The 16,923-nt window shown below is 47.1% G+C and carries 9 protein-coding genes; 1 reads left to right on the top strand and 8 read right to left on the bottom strand.

Annotated elements, in window-relative coordinates; genetic code table 11:
• The first annotated feature begins 136 nt into the window (after positions 1–136).
• Positions 137–472 carry a winged helix-turn-helix transcriptional regulator gene (locus HGH92_RS23115; protein ID WP_168873102.1) on the top strand — a complete coding sequence of 112 codons (336 nt, stop codon included), beginning with the start codon at positions 137–139 and terminating at the stop codon, positions 470–472.
• A gap of 7 nt (positions 473–479) precedes the next feature.
• Here the strand turns inward: HGH92_RS23115 and HGH92_RS23110 are convergent, their stop codons facing one another.
• The 8 genes from HGH92_RS23110 to HGH92_RS23075 all read right to left on the bottom strand — a co-directional run bounded on the left by HGH92_RS23110 (position 480) and on the right by HGH92_RS23075 (position 16,681).
• A complete protein-coding gene (locus HGH92_RS23110; protein WP_168873101.1) occupies positions 480–890 on the bottom strand; it encodes a DUF3592 domain-containing protein in 411 nt (136 codons plus the stop codon).
• Between the two features lie 10 nt (positions 891–900).
• Positions 901–1,302 (bottom strand): DUF3592 domain-containing protein, encoded by a 402-nt coding sequence (locus HGH92_RS23105; protein WP_410493977.1) that lies wholly within the window; start codon positions 1,300–1,302, stop codon positions 901–903.
• Entirely contained in the window at positions 1,299–1,610 is a 312-nt protein-coding gene (locus tag HGH92_RS23100; RefSeq protein ID WP_168873099.1) for a hypothetical protein, read from the bottom strand. The genes HGH92_RS23105 and HGH92_RS23100 overlap by 4 nt, the downstream gene beginning before the upstream one ends.
• Before the next feature lie 20 nt (positions 1,611–1,630).
• Positions 1,631–5,797, bottom strand: a complete 4,167-nt coding sequence (locus HGH92_RS23095; protein ID WP_168873098.1) for an RHS repeat-associated core domain-containing protein — start codon at positions 5,795–5,797, stop codon at positions 1,631–1,633.
• A 142-nt stretch (positions 5,798–5,939) separates the two neighbouring features.
• On the bottom strand, positions 5,940–7,130 hold the full coding sequence (locus HGH92_RS23090; protein WP_168873097.1) for an exo-beta-N-acetylmuramidase NamZ domain-containing protein: 1,191 nt from the start codon (positions 7,128–7,130) through the stop codon (positions 5,940–5,942).
• Between the two features lie 95 nt (positions 7,131–7,225).
• Complete coding sequence (locus tag HGH92_RS23085; RefSeq protein ID WP_168873096.1) at positions 7,226–7,714, bottom strand: hypothetical protein; 489 nt, start codon at positions 7,712–7,714, stop codon at positions 7,226–7,228.
• A 2-nt stretch (positions 7,715–7,716) separates the two neighbouring features.
• Entirely contained in the window at positions 7,717–13,260 is a 5,544-nt protein-coding gene (locus tag HGH92_RS23080; RefSeq protein WP_168873095.1) for a DUF6443 domain-containing protein, read from the bottom strand.
• Between the two features lie 28 nt (positions 13,261–13,288).
• Positions 13,289–16,681: a hypothetical protein gene (locus HGH92_RS23075; RefSeq protein WP_168873094.1), complete on the bottom strand. Its 3,393-nt coding sequence runs from the start codon at positions 16,679–16,681 to the stop codon at positions 13,289–13,291.
• Between the last annotated feature and the right edge of the window lie 242 nt (positions 16,682–16,923).

The following is a 16,923-nucleotide window of genomic DNA, read 5'->3' as shown; positions in this document are numbered from 1 at the left end:
TGATATTTAGTGGAACAAAGGTATCGCCGCGTCACAGCGCAAAAAATAAGGGCAAAAATATTGTCATAGTGAAAATTTTGCCCCTATGCCTGTTTCGGGACATATCCCCTAAATTTGCAGTCATAAGGGTAAAAAGATGTACGAAAAGAAAAATCCAAAGGACCTGAGTTGTGGTATTGGCATGACACTGGAGATTATCGGGGGGAAATGGAAACCCTGTTTAATTAATGCGATCCATAAGGGCATACACCGGCCCAGCGAGCTGGCCCGGCAAAACCCTGCCGCCAGCAAGCGTGTGTTAAACCTGCAGTTAAAAGAACTGGAACAGCATGGTGTTGTCAGAAAAATCATCTATCCGGAACTGCCGCCGAAAGTGGAATACTTTCTGACCGAGCTGGGCGAGTCACTGCTCCCCCTGGTGGACATGATGGAAAAATGGGGGGACAATCTGCTTACAAAGGGAGCACAGTAGCATACTACTAAAAGCCAAAGAGGCCACGTATCAGGAAATAGCCTCCGCCAATCAATAAAAGATCGGCTGCAGTCGCCAGCAGCAACATCGGCCCCCAGAAAATCTCCGTGTATTTAAGAAACCGTACGGTGTCCGGTTTGCCCGGCATGAAAATGAATACAGCCGTATCCCCTACCTGCCAGACAGGGGTGGAACGTCCTGTGGAATGGCTGTACGTCATTATGCCATGTTTGGCGGAAGGGATGTCAAAAACAGGGTAATAGTAAGTGCCGTCTTCGTCTGTTTTTTCATCGACCCGTACAATGGTGCCCGTAGCGCGTTCTCCGTTTTTTACAAAAGCCAGTTTACTTTTCAGCCCCGCTACAGCACTCATGAACAATAAAGCGCCAATGATTACCACAATGAGATATATGACCATCTGCTTTGCATTAAATAGTGAGTAACGGCCTGAGAAGAAAATAACCGGCACTGAGAATCAACAACGGAAGGGCAATGGCCATTAAAACGATGGACCAGCCGAACAGCCAGAAATAGCTCATCATGGTAATGGAATCCGGACTGCCCTCTTTGTACAGAAAATCCGCCCCTTCTCCCACATCCCATGCAGACGGACTGCTCCCTGCCAGATGGTGATAAACGATCTGTCCGTCCGTTTTAGTGTCTATTGTAAAAACCGGGGAATAGGTATCGTCATTATCTTTTACCAGCGATGTGACCGTACCCCTCACCTGTTCGCTGCTTCGGATGAAATCAACAGATTGCTTCAGTTTATATCCTGAAGCCGCCATTAAGATAAGACCGATAAATAAACATATTCTGTGCTGCCTCATTCCTTAAAAATCTTTAAATCGTCCCGGTAGGCTTTTTTATAATAGAGGATAATTTTCTGCACGATCTCTTCGCGTTCGGCGTCGGAAATTTTATCGCCATTGTCCCACTTTTTGATGGTAGCAGGGTTTATCAGCGCATATCTTGCCGACACATCACATATCAACGCCTTGTCATTCTCCTGAAAAAACAACAGCTCTCCCCTGGCGATAATCAACAGGCCATATTTATTTTCACCATCCACAAACCGGTGTACACCGTTAACATCCGATTTCAGTTGTTGTATTTGTGCTAATGCGTCCTTGTTCATAACGAATGTTTTTATACTTATTACCGGCACTTGACATGTCCTGTTTTGGATTTGGTGCCATCTTTTTTCATCCTGAAGATATTGTTAACTTTTGTATTCTTCAACAATGCCGGCAATTCGATGCGCCACCATGTTCTCAGGTTTCCCCATTTGTTTATCTTTTTGGCATTCGTTGAAAATACATGTACATCGCCGGACGCATCTTCCGCAAATCTTTTAGAGGCGATGTCCCACACTTCTGCGGCTTCCTGGCCTGTTAGCGTGCTGTGTGGCCCAAACAGATCGAGGTCGTTCAGATACTGTCCGCCGACCGTCTGTTCCAGCGTTGTTTTGCCATTGGCGGCGGCCCATTGCTGAGCGGCCAGCATATTGGTGTGGGTGTTATTGCCAGACCAAAACACCGCGCCGTCTTTGGCGGTGGAGAAATCGAGCGTATGCTGTGCCGCATATTTGAGGTCAGCCAGACTGGGTATGGCAGCCAACCCTGCAGGGTCTACCCAGCTAAGGGGATCGTCCACATATCCATAAGGCCTGATACCGCCGGCCAGCCCAATCGGGTCCTGGCTGATGTAACAGCCTTCTTCCGGGCTGTAGTACCTGAAGCGGTTGTAATACAGACCTGTCTCTGCATCCTCATATTGCCCCTGGTACCGGAAGGGAACAAAAGCCTTGTCCCCGCTCAATTTACGCACCTTCCCATAAATATCCAACTCACAGGACCACACCTGCTGGCCGGTTTCATCATATGCCTCGGTGGGCGTGCCCAGGTAATCAGCGATAATGGAATACTGTTTTCCCCGGACGATTTTGGCGGCCGGCGCCTGCCTTCCTTCTTCAAACACCCAGGTAACAAGGGTTTCAGATGGCACGGGCTCCGGGTGGCTCTGTTGTATATTTCCCGCCTCGTCAATCGTCATCGTGGGGATATCTGCTGCAGGATAACTCCATTCATGCAATGGCGTGTTCCCGTTCCAGACGAACCGTGTTACCTCACCTTTGTACTTTTTGCTGGTCCTTCTGCCTAACGCATCGTATTGAAAGGTGAGTGTCTGACGGTCCGGGCGCGTCACCTGTTTCAGCATCCCGTTGCCATACCATTCGTATTCCCATACTCCGGTGCCTGCCGGGGCCGTATTCACGATTTTCTTCGACAGATTACCTTCTTCATCATAGATGAACCTGGTATTTTCAGATTCCTGCAACCTGCCGCCCGCGCCATATTTACGGTCTTTCCGTATCTGGGTCTTATGCAGATTGCCTGTTTTGTCGGGCAGGCGGTAATCGTATTGTCCATCTTCATATTGACCCCACGCCAGGTTGCCCAGATCATCATATCCAAATTTCGCCGTTCCTTTGCTGAGGCCATTGACGATTTGTTTCAGGCGTTGGTTGGCATCCCAATGGTATTGCCTGCTGCGGGTGGTGCGGGAACCGCTTTGCACGATATGCGATGCCGGCATGGCGCCGCTGTCGTACGTCCATGTGCTTTTTATGCCGCCGGGCAGCGTACGTTCTATTTCGAGCCCGAATGCGTTACGTTGTATGTGGGCGGTCCAGGCGTCTTCTCCCTCTGCTGCGGAGGCCTCCATCGTTGTTACCTCCCCGAGGTTATTACGATGCAGCCTGATATCAGCGCCTATGCTGCTTTGTATTGTTTTACACCGTCCGTTCCTGTCATAGCTGCGGGTAACGGCATGTCCGTTCTGCCACTCCTGCGTAATCCTGCCTGCCACATCACGCGCCAGCCTGATGGTATTGTGTTCATTCTCTGCTTCTGTCAGCAGGCCGTTACGGTTATAGTTATACGTTTCCCAGGTGCCGTCGCTGTAGGCCGACCGGATGATGCGGCCGTTATAGTCATATTCATAGGTCGTCCAGCGCTGGCCCGGCCGTTGTATCTTTATGACTTTACCGGCACTGTCGCGTTCATAATGGCGGGTAAGGCCGTCAAATCCTGTTTCAGAGACCACATCCCCGCGCCTGTTCCGCTGGAAGGAATAACTTTCGCCATGTTCGTTTACCAGCCGTGTTAACTGCTCTTCCGTATTGTAGGTGAAATGTATTTTGGTGCCATTCTCTTCTCTCGTTTTCAGGCTGCCGAGGGCAGTATATCCAAAACGTACCTGCTGATGTTTGTCTTTGACGCTTACTACGTCCTCATAGGCGTTGTATTGCAGTTCTACGCGATTGCCGTCCGGCAGCTTCACATCTGTGATGCGTCCCAATACATCATAACGGAAAAGCTGCTCCTGCCCCAACGGATTAACGCTATTGGTACATTGTCCCCAGGCATCGTACTCCCATACCGCTTTACCGCCGTCTGGCAGGGTGAGCGCATGCAGATTGTAATCGGCATCATAGGTGAGCCAGGTTTTATCTTCCTGCTCATTTTCCACCATGGAAAGCAGGTGCCGGTCATTATACCTGAAAATCTGTATGCGGCCATCCGCCTCTGTCAGCGTATGTAAAAGCCCGCTCTCCCTATAGTAGATAAACGTGCGGGTGGCGCCTTCCGGGTCACCGGACAGGATAAGCCTGTGCTCAGGATCATACACAAAAGTATATTCGGAGCCGTCTGGTTGTATGATGCTGGTCTGGTTACCATGTTCATCGTAAGTGTAGCCGGTAACGTTACCTTCCGGATCTGTGATCCGGTATACTTCGAAATGTTCTGTGTAAGAGAAGAAAGTGGAACTGCCAACAGGATCTTTGATCTGCTCTACTACAAAATCCGGGGTATAGTAGTAGGTTGTGGTATGGCCCAGCGAATTGGTCACAAGGTTATATCCGTGCTGGGGATAATACGCGATCCGTCCTTCCAGCAGGCCGCCGTCTCCCCAGGTGTGGGTGCAGCGGTTTTCCTTGTCGTATTCCCAGTAAAAAGTTTGCCCGTTACGGTCTGTTTTGGATACCATCAGGTGATGACGGTATTGGATGCGAACGGACTGTGACAGGGCGTCCGTAATTTCCACCAGGTCGCCGGCATCATTGTAAGCGTAATTTACCAGGACTTTCTGTTCGCCACGATGCCTTACTGTCACCCGGGTGATCCTGCCGGCATTGTCGCTGTCAATATGCAGGTGCCGGCCGGCGCTGTCGATAACACGCAGCAGGCAGTTATTAGCATAATGCAGGCTGATAAAGAAACCTGCTTCGTTGGTAATGGTGATCAGGCGGAACTGCTGTTCTCCCGGCTGTTTACGGAAAGTGTAGGTCAGTCTCTGCGCGTAGTCGAACAGTTCAAATTCATCGGTGGCGGTGCGGGTGAGGGTCATTCTTTCATGCCGGTTGTAATCACTTTCACCACTATACGATAACTGGTCAAATACCGCGCAGCGGCCATCTCCCAATACTACCACCGTAGCCGCCTCTTCCTCCAGCTCCACTACCCGCATATCGTAGCTCATATGGGTGCCATGTCCCAGCAGTCCTTCGAAGTCGCTGTCACTGTTCCAGGAGCGTTCCCATTTAAGGGCGACCGGGCCTGGCAGTTCGAAGTCCGTTCCATCGTATATGACGATGCCCTGCACCAGGTCAACCGGCTCAAACCCTTTCTTACAGAGGAATTTGCTCAGTTTATTGCTGCCCAGCTTTTTCTTTAATGCCTTGTTCAGCCGGGTCATGGCCTTTTTACCGGCTTTGCCCAGTCCTTTCATCATCGCCCCAAAACCATACGACATAATGAGGTTCAGCAGTACGCCAGCCCAATCCGGTACGTAAGGACCGCCGACCATCACTGGTTTCCCGAAGGAAAGCGGGATAGAAAAGGAAGTAGGCAGGTAGAGGCTGGGGATAGGGATGAATTTTTTTCCGGGCTGTAGGGAAAGCGGGATACCGATGTCGTTACAGGTCATCAGCATATGGCCCGAAGGGCTCATCAGGTTTCCCTCCACTTTCACTTTTTTGCTGCCGAAAAAATTCACGGAATCGTGCCCTATCATGGGCGCTAGCAGGAAAGGCCCGCCCATGGGGATATGAAAGAGGATAATAATTTTACCACTAGTGTCGCTTTTACCGCGCGGCACATGGTTCACTTTAGTAGTAGCGCCAATAAACGGCACATAGTCCATGGGGTCTACCACCAGTCCTATGTAAGGATGCGGTAAAGGAATGGGAAAGCCCAGGAGAATAACAATGTGTATATCCAGGCCTATAACCGGGGTGAAGTGCTTGTTACTAAGCAACATAAAGGTAGTTTTTCGCTAAAGATGGTTCGAGGGCAAACAGATCAATCAGACATATGCATGTCCTGCATCTAAATTTAGCGCTTTCTTTGAAGAATACACCATTTTTACTGTAACAAGATAAAATTTCCCGTGGCGGTAAAGGCTAATACAATAAATACGGGGCAACCCGTGCTGGCCAGTCTCCGGCGCCGGTATAGCGGCTGATGTCATCGATGTTATCACCTGTTACCGCTACTAAAGATTCTGCCTCCTGCACCCCGGTCAGCAGATCAAGATGCCGGGCGCCGGTGTGATTGACATAGGTGGGATAGGAAGCCCACGCAAAAAAGCCGGGATGAAGTTTTTTAATGAGACAGAGCAGCAGCCATCCATAGCGGACCGGCCTGAAAACCGACGGGTCCTGCACATGAAGCATAACCCCATCGCACTTTTGCCCGGCATATTTTCCTTCTGTGGGCTTGAATGTTACCGGCCGGGCATAAACGCCGCCAGGATGCGCCGTATTTATCCGCGCTGCAACGCCGGCGCCATCCATCCAGGGCGCTCCCGCGATGCGAAACGGGGTCGCCGTGCCTCTTCCTTCGCTGATGTTGGTCGCCTCCAGCAGGCCAAGGCCCGGATATAGCAATGCGGATTCAAAACAGGGGATGGCCGGGGATGTAGGCACAAAAGAATGCCGCCATTGGGGGTAGAACATTGTCCGTTGCCAGTTGGCGCAACGGACCACCTCCATTCGGAATGCATTTGTCTGTAATATACTGCTGCCGGCTGTTGCCTTGAAATACAGCGCCAGTTCGCCCAGCGTACAGCTGTGCCTGAGCGGCATGTTCCACCTTCCGATGAAGCTGCTGCAATGGCGTTCGTCCAGCAATGGTCCCTCGGCGAGGTCCAGCCGGCCGGACAAAGGATTAGGCCGGTCGGCGATCACCAGGTGCTTCCCATGAAGCGCACAGGCTTCCATGACATGGGTCATCGTCCACAGATAAGTATAAAAACGGCAGCCGATATCCGGGATATCAAACAGTACCAGGTCCACCTCCGCCAGGTCTTGTTCATCAGGCGCCAACTTGCCGCCGTACAGACTTGTCACCGGCAGGCCAGTCAACGGATCGGTCCCGTCTTTCATTGCTGCACCGTCCACCCCGATGGTGTCCAAACCATGTTCCGGAGAAAACAACCGGGTAATATTAAAACCCGCTGCCAGCAAGGCCTGTCGCGCAGGCTGGAAATCCGCCGTGCAGGCAGCATGGTTAGTCACCAGGCCGATACGGCTGGTTTTCCAATGCGGAGCATCAGCCAACAATACATCTACACCAGACAGCATTACATTCATGGGCTAATGAAGTTATCAGCCTAAAAGTAAGGATTACGCCTGCTAATATTTAAATTTATCTTATTACTATCAATATGAGCGCAAAAATAAACCGCCTATGCGCGGGAAGCCTGATTAATCTTATCCACCAGGTTACGAAGCAAGCCAGGACCGGCGAGGCTTTCCCACTTTCCCTGCTGTAAAAAGCCGGATGCAGTCTTCAGAAACGCATCCTTCTTTTCCCATTTGTTCACATTATCAATATTGAGTACCGTATAATTAAAATGGTACAGCGGTTCAGCAGGATCAGATGTCAATAGCCCAAAGAGCAGCGCCTTCCGCAAGTCAGTGATTAAAGCACCGTCAACGTCACATTTGAGTGCCGTTACAGGTAGCCTCTTATCATAGATGTCCAGATGGTACAATACGGTTTCCTTTAAAGGGCTCTTCTCAAAGCACTCAACGTGTATGCCGCTGTCACTGAAAATAAACAAGGGGTCTTTCACATTCCCGATAAGCGGTGGCAGCAGAAAATAAGGTTTCTCTTTATTCAGTACCTGCCCGCATAAGGGGCAGGTACTTTCATTTTCAAATATAATTGCCATAGCTATGGTTTTCTTATTAATAACTTTTCTCCGGTTAATCCCTCAAAAATATACTGTTTACTTTGATTTAGCTGCTGTAGGGCCCTAAAATCTGCAGCACTCGCTCCTGTTACAGTCGGATGTGTATGCCCAAACAGGGTAGTAATTTCTCCCGGTGCAAACTCGATACCATGTGTTCCGCCGCTTACCATCACTTTCAGACCGGGAAAGGGGCTGTTAGGCCCTAATCTCACAACAGCATGTTCCAGTCCTGTACCGTTTGTTCTGTCAACTGCTGACTGTACTATATCTGACAGCGTTTCATGCTCATAAATGTCTCTCACATATTTCATTCGGGTTACATAATTCCCACCATCACCGACAATAATCGAATTATTGACCTTAGGCATCTCCGCCGTGCTGAAAGAAAGCCCCGGTTTGAAATTCCTGGGCCGGATACCTTCCATTCCGAACAGCCACTGTGTGGCCACATCAACGGCCGTAGCTGAAATCAACCCCAGCGCTTCTTCGTTGGAAGTAGCCGCCAGTGCTCGTGTCGATAAAAAGTTGGCCCTGGCAAACGGATTAATCATATAATTTATAGAAGCGGGGTCGGTCCCCGACAACTCCTTGGCCCATGCAGTTTTAAGAGCAGACAACGATTCTCTGTTGGCCTCCTTTCTGAACCTGTCTAATGTTTCATCGCTTAAAACACCGTTGCCTGTCAGTCCTCTTGCAAAAGAAGATTCACGATTAACTTTCTGGTTATAGATTGATCTGGTTAAATCGCTCAGCGCACTGGTACCCAGTTTTGACACAAATTCAACAAACTGGTGACCGGAATTGATCATATTCTCACCATTGATACTGATGAGTTTTTCCCCGAAATAAACATAGGTATAACCTCCTACCTTTACGATAAGATCTTTACCCATATTGGTGAAAATCTGCCCGTTGATCACCATGGATGAGGCTTCGCTATCTTTCCATATTAAAGCCCCGAAGCGTCCGAACCAGTCTGTTACACTGTTCCCCAGCGGATCAGCAAAGTTTACCGGATTATTTACGTTAACATTATAGGGAGATAAATTATAATACTGCTGATTTTCCGGGTCCACCTGCCACCAACGGCCAATTTGCGGGTCCATTGTCCTGTAGAAGGCATTATATAAGCCCAGATCAAATTCATCTGTTTTTTCGATACCGTTAAATAACAAATTGTTCTGGGGCCTGTTAAGCGCCCTGCTGCTAAGCCCCGTCATCTGCAGTCCAAACGGATAATAACTGTCTTCCTGCAATAGATGCCCGGTTGTGTGTTTTACTACCAGGTCATCAAAGAATACGTCTGTGGGACTTTCATTACTGATGTACACATACAGAAAACCATTTTTGGTGACGTTCATCTGTCCTGTCAGCGGTGAAACCTCATTAGGTTGTTGCACCCGGGCCACGCCACCGTTAACCATTTTAAAATTGTCATCGAAGAGTACATAATTGAGATATGCTTTAGGGACAGCAGATGGCAGATTTTCTGACTGCGTATTGTTAACGTAGGTATTAAACTCGTCTCTATTAAGAATAAGTCCGCTGGCATTGCTCTGTAGAAGATTACCCTTACCATTTGGCACAGTACTGGCTGGTCCTAGCAACGCATTTATGAGCTGATTAACTATATCAGCCGGTAACGAAGAGGGGGTATTGTTGGCAGGCGAATTTTGCTGATACCATGAGAGCACACCTACTTCCACCATATCGCCGGCCATTACCCGTAAAACCTTTCCTGTTCCAATCTTACGGCCGGCTTCGTTGCTGTTGAGCCTTACGTATTTTTTGTTGGAAACGCCATTATAATTATAGAATTTATGTCCCGGAGGAATGACATCAATATTTTCCGGAAAGCTGAAGGCTTCTCTTTCAGGCACTGCAGGTACCGGCTGTGGGTTGTCTTCATGAGAAGCCCTGTAATAAAGCTGGCTGGTTTCGTCTGTTATTACTGTTCTGACATTGCCCAGGTAGTCCGTGATAAAGAAATCATATACCGGGCTACCGCTGGCGTTTTTCCTTATCCTGCCTTCCGGCTGTGGGATATATACCAGCTCGTTATTTTTATACAGCAGTCCACTGATATAGGTATATTCAATGGAGTTAGCTCCATCCTTCACTGTCCGGCTAAGGGTATTCCCGGCTACATCATATAGGTATTCAATTGATTGATCAGGATTTTTGTCAATACTAATTTTATCTGGTTTTCCTGTCAGGAAATTGTTGACAATGGTGATACCCCGGTTCTTATCCTTAATAAGGCTGCCGGCAACATCATATGAATAATCATCGTTTCCTGTTCTTCCATTATAATTTTTAAAGTCACCGAGGTGTTTATCTCCCTGTATATCTGTAACGCCTTTCAGGGTATTGCTCCATTCGTTATTGTCATTGGTGTAGGTGAGGTCGTCTATAGTCGTCTTAACGTTTCCGGTAAGCATTCCCAGTTGCCGCATCTTCTTGATATTTCCGTTCTCATCGTATTGCAGGACGCCGGACGTATAATCTGCGGTTCCGTTATTCCAGTTGCCGGACGTGTTCTGGCTATAGTCAGCACGGCTGAACCTGCCGGCATTATCATAGGTATAACCATAGGCATGCCATTCATCAGGGTTACCGGTCCTTCTCCATGACACTCCTGCCAGCGTTCCTTTCAGGCTTTTACGGCTAAATCCGGTTTCATAAAACAGCTCCATACCGAAATAATTTCCGGCCGCCTTATTTTTCGCATAGTCGCTGTTGATTCCTGTTAACTGGCCATTCAGGTTATAATTGAAGGAAAGCGTTTCAAGGTTGGACAGCTGTTTTGTTTTAAGCCGTCCCAGCTCATCATAGGTACAGGTACTGAGCTGTTTGGTCACAGCAGTGTTATTATCAAACAGGGTATGATTTGTTTGTGTAACATTTCCGTTTACATCGTACGCATAGCTGATTTGCATACGCACCAGCGGAGATCCTGTACTGCGGGGATTCCTGATGGACTGGTAATATGATAAAACATTTCCGCTGAAATCATACTGAAGTGTTGTCATATCCACACCTCCTGAAATATTATCCGCCTGAGACTGTATTATCCGTCCCTTTTCATCATAGAATACCGTAGTGGACAGCCATTGATTTTTCCCCGATACTTTTATTTTCGTGCCGGTAGCTTTTCCGAAGACCTGTGAAGATGCCTTAACCGGTACCGGATAGGGGTTTGTTCCTGGTTCCAGTTTAAATGAATTATCAAACGGCCGGGCTTCGGTCCATTGATAGCGGTCATAGTAGTAAATGGCCTGGGGGTCATACCCCGTGATCCCTGGTACCGGATTATTGACAGTAATGGTTTCCATCCTGGCTGTAGCGGCAGGATTTATTTTTGCCTCAAATTCATCTCCCGAAACACTTTCAAATCCGGTGACAAAAGTAATGGTCTGCGTAGCCTCATATATCCTGCTGTTATCGCGCCTGTCAAGATACAAATCTGTGGCAGGCGGATTATTAAAGGTTATGCCCACATTGTTTGCCACCGTCTGGTCTACCATATTCTGCAGGCTTTCCCTCGTGGCTGTCGGGTTCTTATACAAAGCCACCATGACAATCCTGTCCAGTCCGTCATAAAAACGCAGCATCCATTCATCACGTGACTTTAGACGCGCATTCTGTGAAAGCACAGGCCGGCTACGGGAATCGTAAACAATATGGTCCGGCATCTGAGCCCCTGGTATCCATTTTGAAACGACACGTCCTTTGCTGTCATAAATATATTTATAGCAAAGCTCCTTTAACGCCTTTTCTCCATCGCTGTTTCCGAATCCCCACTCATTTTTTGTAGCGCAGTATTTTACAGCCAGCGGGGTAATAATATATCTCAGCACACCTGATGCCGCGTAAACATAATATGTTCTTAGTTCATTAGCCGGGTTGTCTGCATCTGCCTGTTCTGCCATCATAACCAGCCTACCCTGCCTGTCATAATATTGATAGTTTTTCAGATTATGTTCGTCTGTACCAATATTTACGTTCAGGGCGGCCGTTGGATATACTCCGGTACTCACGGGCTTGTCGTCATCATTTTCCCCGATAGACCAAATTCTCACATTGTCAGTTTCAAGGCTTGTCCTTGTGGTAACGACCCGGCTAACGTTATTTCCTGCGAAGGATTTGCCGGGATCGGCTGATTCCACAGCGCGGCTGAGCGGAGATTCCTCAGGGGTGGTTTTCCGGTAAAAATAGCCTTCCTGATTATTAGTGAGCGTATTGTAATATTCCGGTTGCCTGGTAGCAACATCGGTCCTGAAACTGCCTTTATTGGAATTGTCGGTGGCAGCAAGATAAGACAAATGCTCCACCGGCTGATTGCCAAACTGATCGTACATGTTTACGCCCACCAGGTCTTTCTGATTACTGCCGGCATTCACGGCGATGCTTTCAATGGGTCTTCCGAGACCATCCAGATAGCTAACAGTCTTTTGAAAATCGCGCTGATCTGTCAGGCCGTCCAACTGGCTGCCAGTCAAGATACCAGGCCGCAGGAGCGTGAAGCTCGTCACCTTATTAAGGTTTGCCGTATTCACCGCACTATAATCCCTGACAGCTACTACGGGGGCAACCGCAGTCACGTTGTTGCTTACCGGTTTATTGACAGTGGTTGCATCTGTTGCGATTACCTGCAACACATTGGAGTAGCCTGATAACTGATCAGAAACAGTCTTTCTTCTGAAATAAGTTGTTTCGTTCAGGACCGGAGCCTGGTAGCCGGTACCGGTAGCACCGCCTATGCTGGTCCAGTTTATTCCGTTGACGGAACTTTCCCACTGATAAGTATAAACATTTGCGCCCCCGCTGGCAGCTGTTCCCTGAAACTGGGCCGGTGCGCTGCCGGGGGTGATTATCTGGGATGAAGAAACCGTTCCTGCATTCAGTGCTGGTACAACATCAACATAGACCACGTTGGAGTAAGCTGTTTCATAAAAATCCCATATTCTTCTTCTGAAATAGACCCTCCCTTCACAGATACTGCTACCTGTACAATCAATACCGACAGCACCGCCTACGTCAGTCCACGTTATACCATCCGGTGATTCCTGCCACTGATATGCTGTCTTATACCCCCTGTCCTCTCCTATCCCGCCAGAACCTGCTGTGGTATTGGTTATTCTGGAATATTCCAGTACATCTCCCTTCAGCACCGTAGCGTTGTTAGCAGAAATTACACCGCCAGAAAGAGGATTTCTGGCCCAGATATTCCAGCAGCCGCCTTTCTCCGCCCCATTCTTAAGATAATATACAGAAACCGTGTAAAACCCTGCCGTAGGAAATTTCACGTTTACAATTTTCCGGTTCTGACCACCAACAATTTCCCCGCCCGCATTTACGGACCAGCTGATATTGCTAACGGCAGGATCATAACTAATTTCAAAGTCGACGGTGGTCCCGGCCAGGCAGGCCGGTTCTTCTGTACACTGCGCCTGCAGGTTGATTTTCCCGGCAAAAATCAAAAGTATTATAATAGCTCTTCTGAGCAATTGAATAGCTTTCATATCACAGTAGAATAAGGATAATTTACAATCAGGGGGTTACTTTATACTGGTAGTTATAGGATTTAATAATATTCCTGTCTCCATCCATGATATTTTTAATTCTTCCCAGCTCATCATATTCATAATATGAAATCACGTTATTTTCATTGATAGCAGATGAAATATTTTTATTCTCGTCGTAGGTACGCGCAATCATTACAGCGTCTGTTGGTGCCAGCCTGACATTATCTATATACCCACTTCCGCTAATGGTAATATCTGTAGCCTGTGAAATGATCATAGTTCTCAATACCCAGCCACCGCGCGTTACATCTGACATATCATTTTCGATTGTCCCGCCGGTTACAGAAACATTGCCTCCCTGTGACCAGAAGGAAAGCGAATATTTTTTGCTGCTGTTTAACTGTGATTTACGAACAGCCGACACCGCCGCAAGATTCAAACAACTATTTCCTCCGGGGGAAGGAAGGTCTACAATATAGTTGCCGGTGGCTGATGCAATGGTCCAGTTACCGGCAGCATTTCTCTCAAAACTGGTAAATGCGATTTCACCGGGAGCTGCATTCATGGCCTTTGCGATGATGGTATTTCCTTTGTCATCATAGATATTACTTTCTATCCTGTCTTCTGCTATAGTCGATATCAGTTCACCATTATTGTTGTAGACATACCTGACCTGTTCCTTTATGAGGCTACTGTTTCTTATCAGGGCATCAGGTTTAAACTCTCCTATAATACTTTTGGGCACAGGTGATTTAGTGACCAGACGGTAAATCTTTTCCGGCTTGAAAGCGCCATTAGCAAGCTGCGTCATCTCCGCAGTTTCCATACCCGTCAGCATATCTTCTTTTCCTTCACTGATCAACCAGTATTCTGTTGATATCGGCACTGACAGTACATTATTGTCCTTCAGTAATTTAAGTGTCCCGGTAACGTTATAGTCATACGGATAATAGATTCTCTTTTCGATTTTCTCGTTCAGACTTGTCTTTGTTGTAACCTTCTTTAAATTATAGTTGTTATCATAAAGATAGTCGGTCCGGAATTCCATCAACCGGGAGTTATCTGTATAGTTCTTCTCAATGCTGTAAACCAGCTTTGATCTTCCTGTAAGCGGATAGTATTCATCTTTGAAGGCTCCTACATAATTATAATATTGCCCCAGATAGTTATAAGGGGTTACCAGCGTTCTGGTTGGGCTAAAATCAACTGAATAGTTAAGGTTGTCCCTGATTTCTTTTATAAACGCTTCGTATTTATTATAAACTTCTTTTACTATATCTCCTTTTTTATTAAATACCTTCTTTCGCTTGAGCATGCCATACAAACCTGGTACATACCTCTGCTGAGAGGAGTATGCGCCAAGGGGATACTGAATCGGAAAGTCCTTGTCCGTTGTGAACTCATACACTGACCTGCCCCTGTTGTCTGCCTCAGTGCCTTCAAACACTGTCACTCTCGCATAGGTACCCGGTAACGGGTTGAGTTTCTTCGCCTGCAGACTCGAATTATTTTGGGAAGAGATATCCTTTTCAATTTCCGATGGAAAAAAAGCATCAGCGATCAGGTATCTGATCGCTACCATGATCAGGCTCATGACAAGATTGGAAGCCATTACACTCTGACCTTTGAACTGCGGGTTATCAAAATGCGAATAGTTGTAAAATGCAGACTGTAATACCGGCACTGCGAGATCACGGCTCAGCGCTCCGACGGTGAATGATCCTTTTACCGGAACGACTAGCTTGGTCAGTGATGTATTTGTATAATTGGGCTCTACGTAGCCCCATGCGGAAGACTTTCCATCTTCTCTTGTATACTTGTATTCTTTGCTGACATCCGGATTAACGCCAACGCCATCTTTCCATGTGACCTTTTTTACCCTGAGGCCTCCGGTCCTGATTTCTCTGGTATTATCAAAGAAGGTGTTGCTTTCATACTCATATTCCATACTTCCGCCATTAGGATACTGTATGCTTTTCAGCGTTCCGGACTGTATATCAGACAATTGTCCGATCACTCTTCTGAAAGCCTGGCTAATGCCCTGCAGGTTCTGATAGGTATGTATATCAGTATCCCACAGTTCAAAGTTAGTGTTATAATACCCCCAGTGGTCAGAACGCGCACCGCACCTCGGAGGCACTCCCTGATAACCTGAATAGTATGTAAACCGGTATGGATTGTCTTTCACGTTATTAGTACCGGATTTCTGAAAGGAAGACAAACATAAACGGGCATTTCCCACTTCGTCAGCAGGGAAGCTATAGGTGAAATCACGGAGATTGGTGCGGGAAAAGTAATTATAGTTGAACTGATAGCTGAACTTTTCCTTGTCATTGTCTTCTACCGCCATTTTCACCAATGCTTTTGCGCCGGGAAGGTCAGCCCTGTCTGCCGTGGAATAGGTGAACTTTATTTTTGTATTGTCAGGCAGTTCTACCTGTGTTATTCTCTTCAGCGTAGCGGCCACCCTGGAATCGGCTCTCAGAGCGGTCACATCGTCCAACCCGTCATCACGCCTGGTAACAGATACCATTGCATCGATATCAAAAAGATATTCAACACTGTAGCTGTCGTAGGAGAACTTAATTTTCTTTTGGGTGAAAGGATCAAAAATTTCCGTCAGCAGCCAACCATTAACGACAGAGTAATTACTGATCTTATATTGTTGCCGGCTTAAATAAGTAAGCATGTTTGCAGGGGCGGGATCAAGGAAAAACTGCTTCTTACCTTTTGTCTGATAGGAGATAATCTTACCGAGCTCCTTATCGCTGAAAGTATACCTGACTCCTGTTTCATCCGTAATAACAAAACTACTGATCCGGGTCAGAATATTGTTCGCGGTCATATCCTCGTCCACTCTTTCTATTTTCAGCCTGGAGTCATCCAGGATCGTAATTCCACCCAAAGTATTGATAACAAAGCGGCCCGTCCTGCCTCCAAACTGGAATACAAATTCATCCTGTGCCCTGTCTGCAATGACATCCGCACTGTATTTAAAATAATCAAGTGAGTACTGTACCAGTGGCACCCATCCCATTCCATACGGCATAACACCACGCGTTCCGTTATTGGGTGTATAAAGGTTACCGGTGGCATACAGTTCATTACCAAATGTTCCGCCTACCTGGTCATCAGGTTCTCCCTTTGTAATACGGGATATTCTTCCTCCGGCATTCAACTCCCATCCCAGACCAACGGTACTGGCCATTTTATTGACCTTTACGCCATCACCGTCAGTATAAAACAATCCAACAGAAAGGGAAAGTTTGCCACCATCATCATAATTAAAAAGCGGAAAATCGACCTGGGCTTTGCCCGATGGCAAATCCACCTGGGCATGGGCGAAAACTGCGGAAAGCAATAGAAAAAGGCAGAAAAAATTTTTAATTACCTGCCGACACAGGGAACGTACAGTCATAGGTATAATATTTTTGGCACAGGAAAAGGGCTAATAAAATTGCTTAAATAGTTAAATAACAAACAAAACACAATAAATGTACACCTAAATATCAATTATTAATATTATTTTTTTATTAATATGCTATATCCGCTGGTTCTTTTTCTCCATTTCAATCACCCTTGGTGACCTGGATTTTTTCTCAACGCATGTCGGCTAAAATCTGTACAGCATCAGCTAATTTCTATCAAATGTATCCATCC

Source organism: Chitinophaga varians (genome assembly GCF_012641275.1).
GTDB lineage: Bacteria > Bacteroidota > Bacteroidia > Chitinophagales > Chitinophagaceae > Chitinophaga > Chitinophaga varians_A.
The sequence above is the reverse complement of the archived record's forward strand: the minus strand, read 5'-3'. Positions and strand labels throughout refer to the sequence as shown.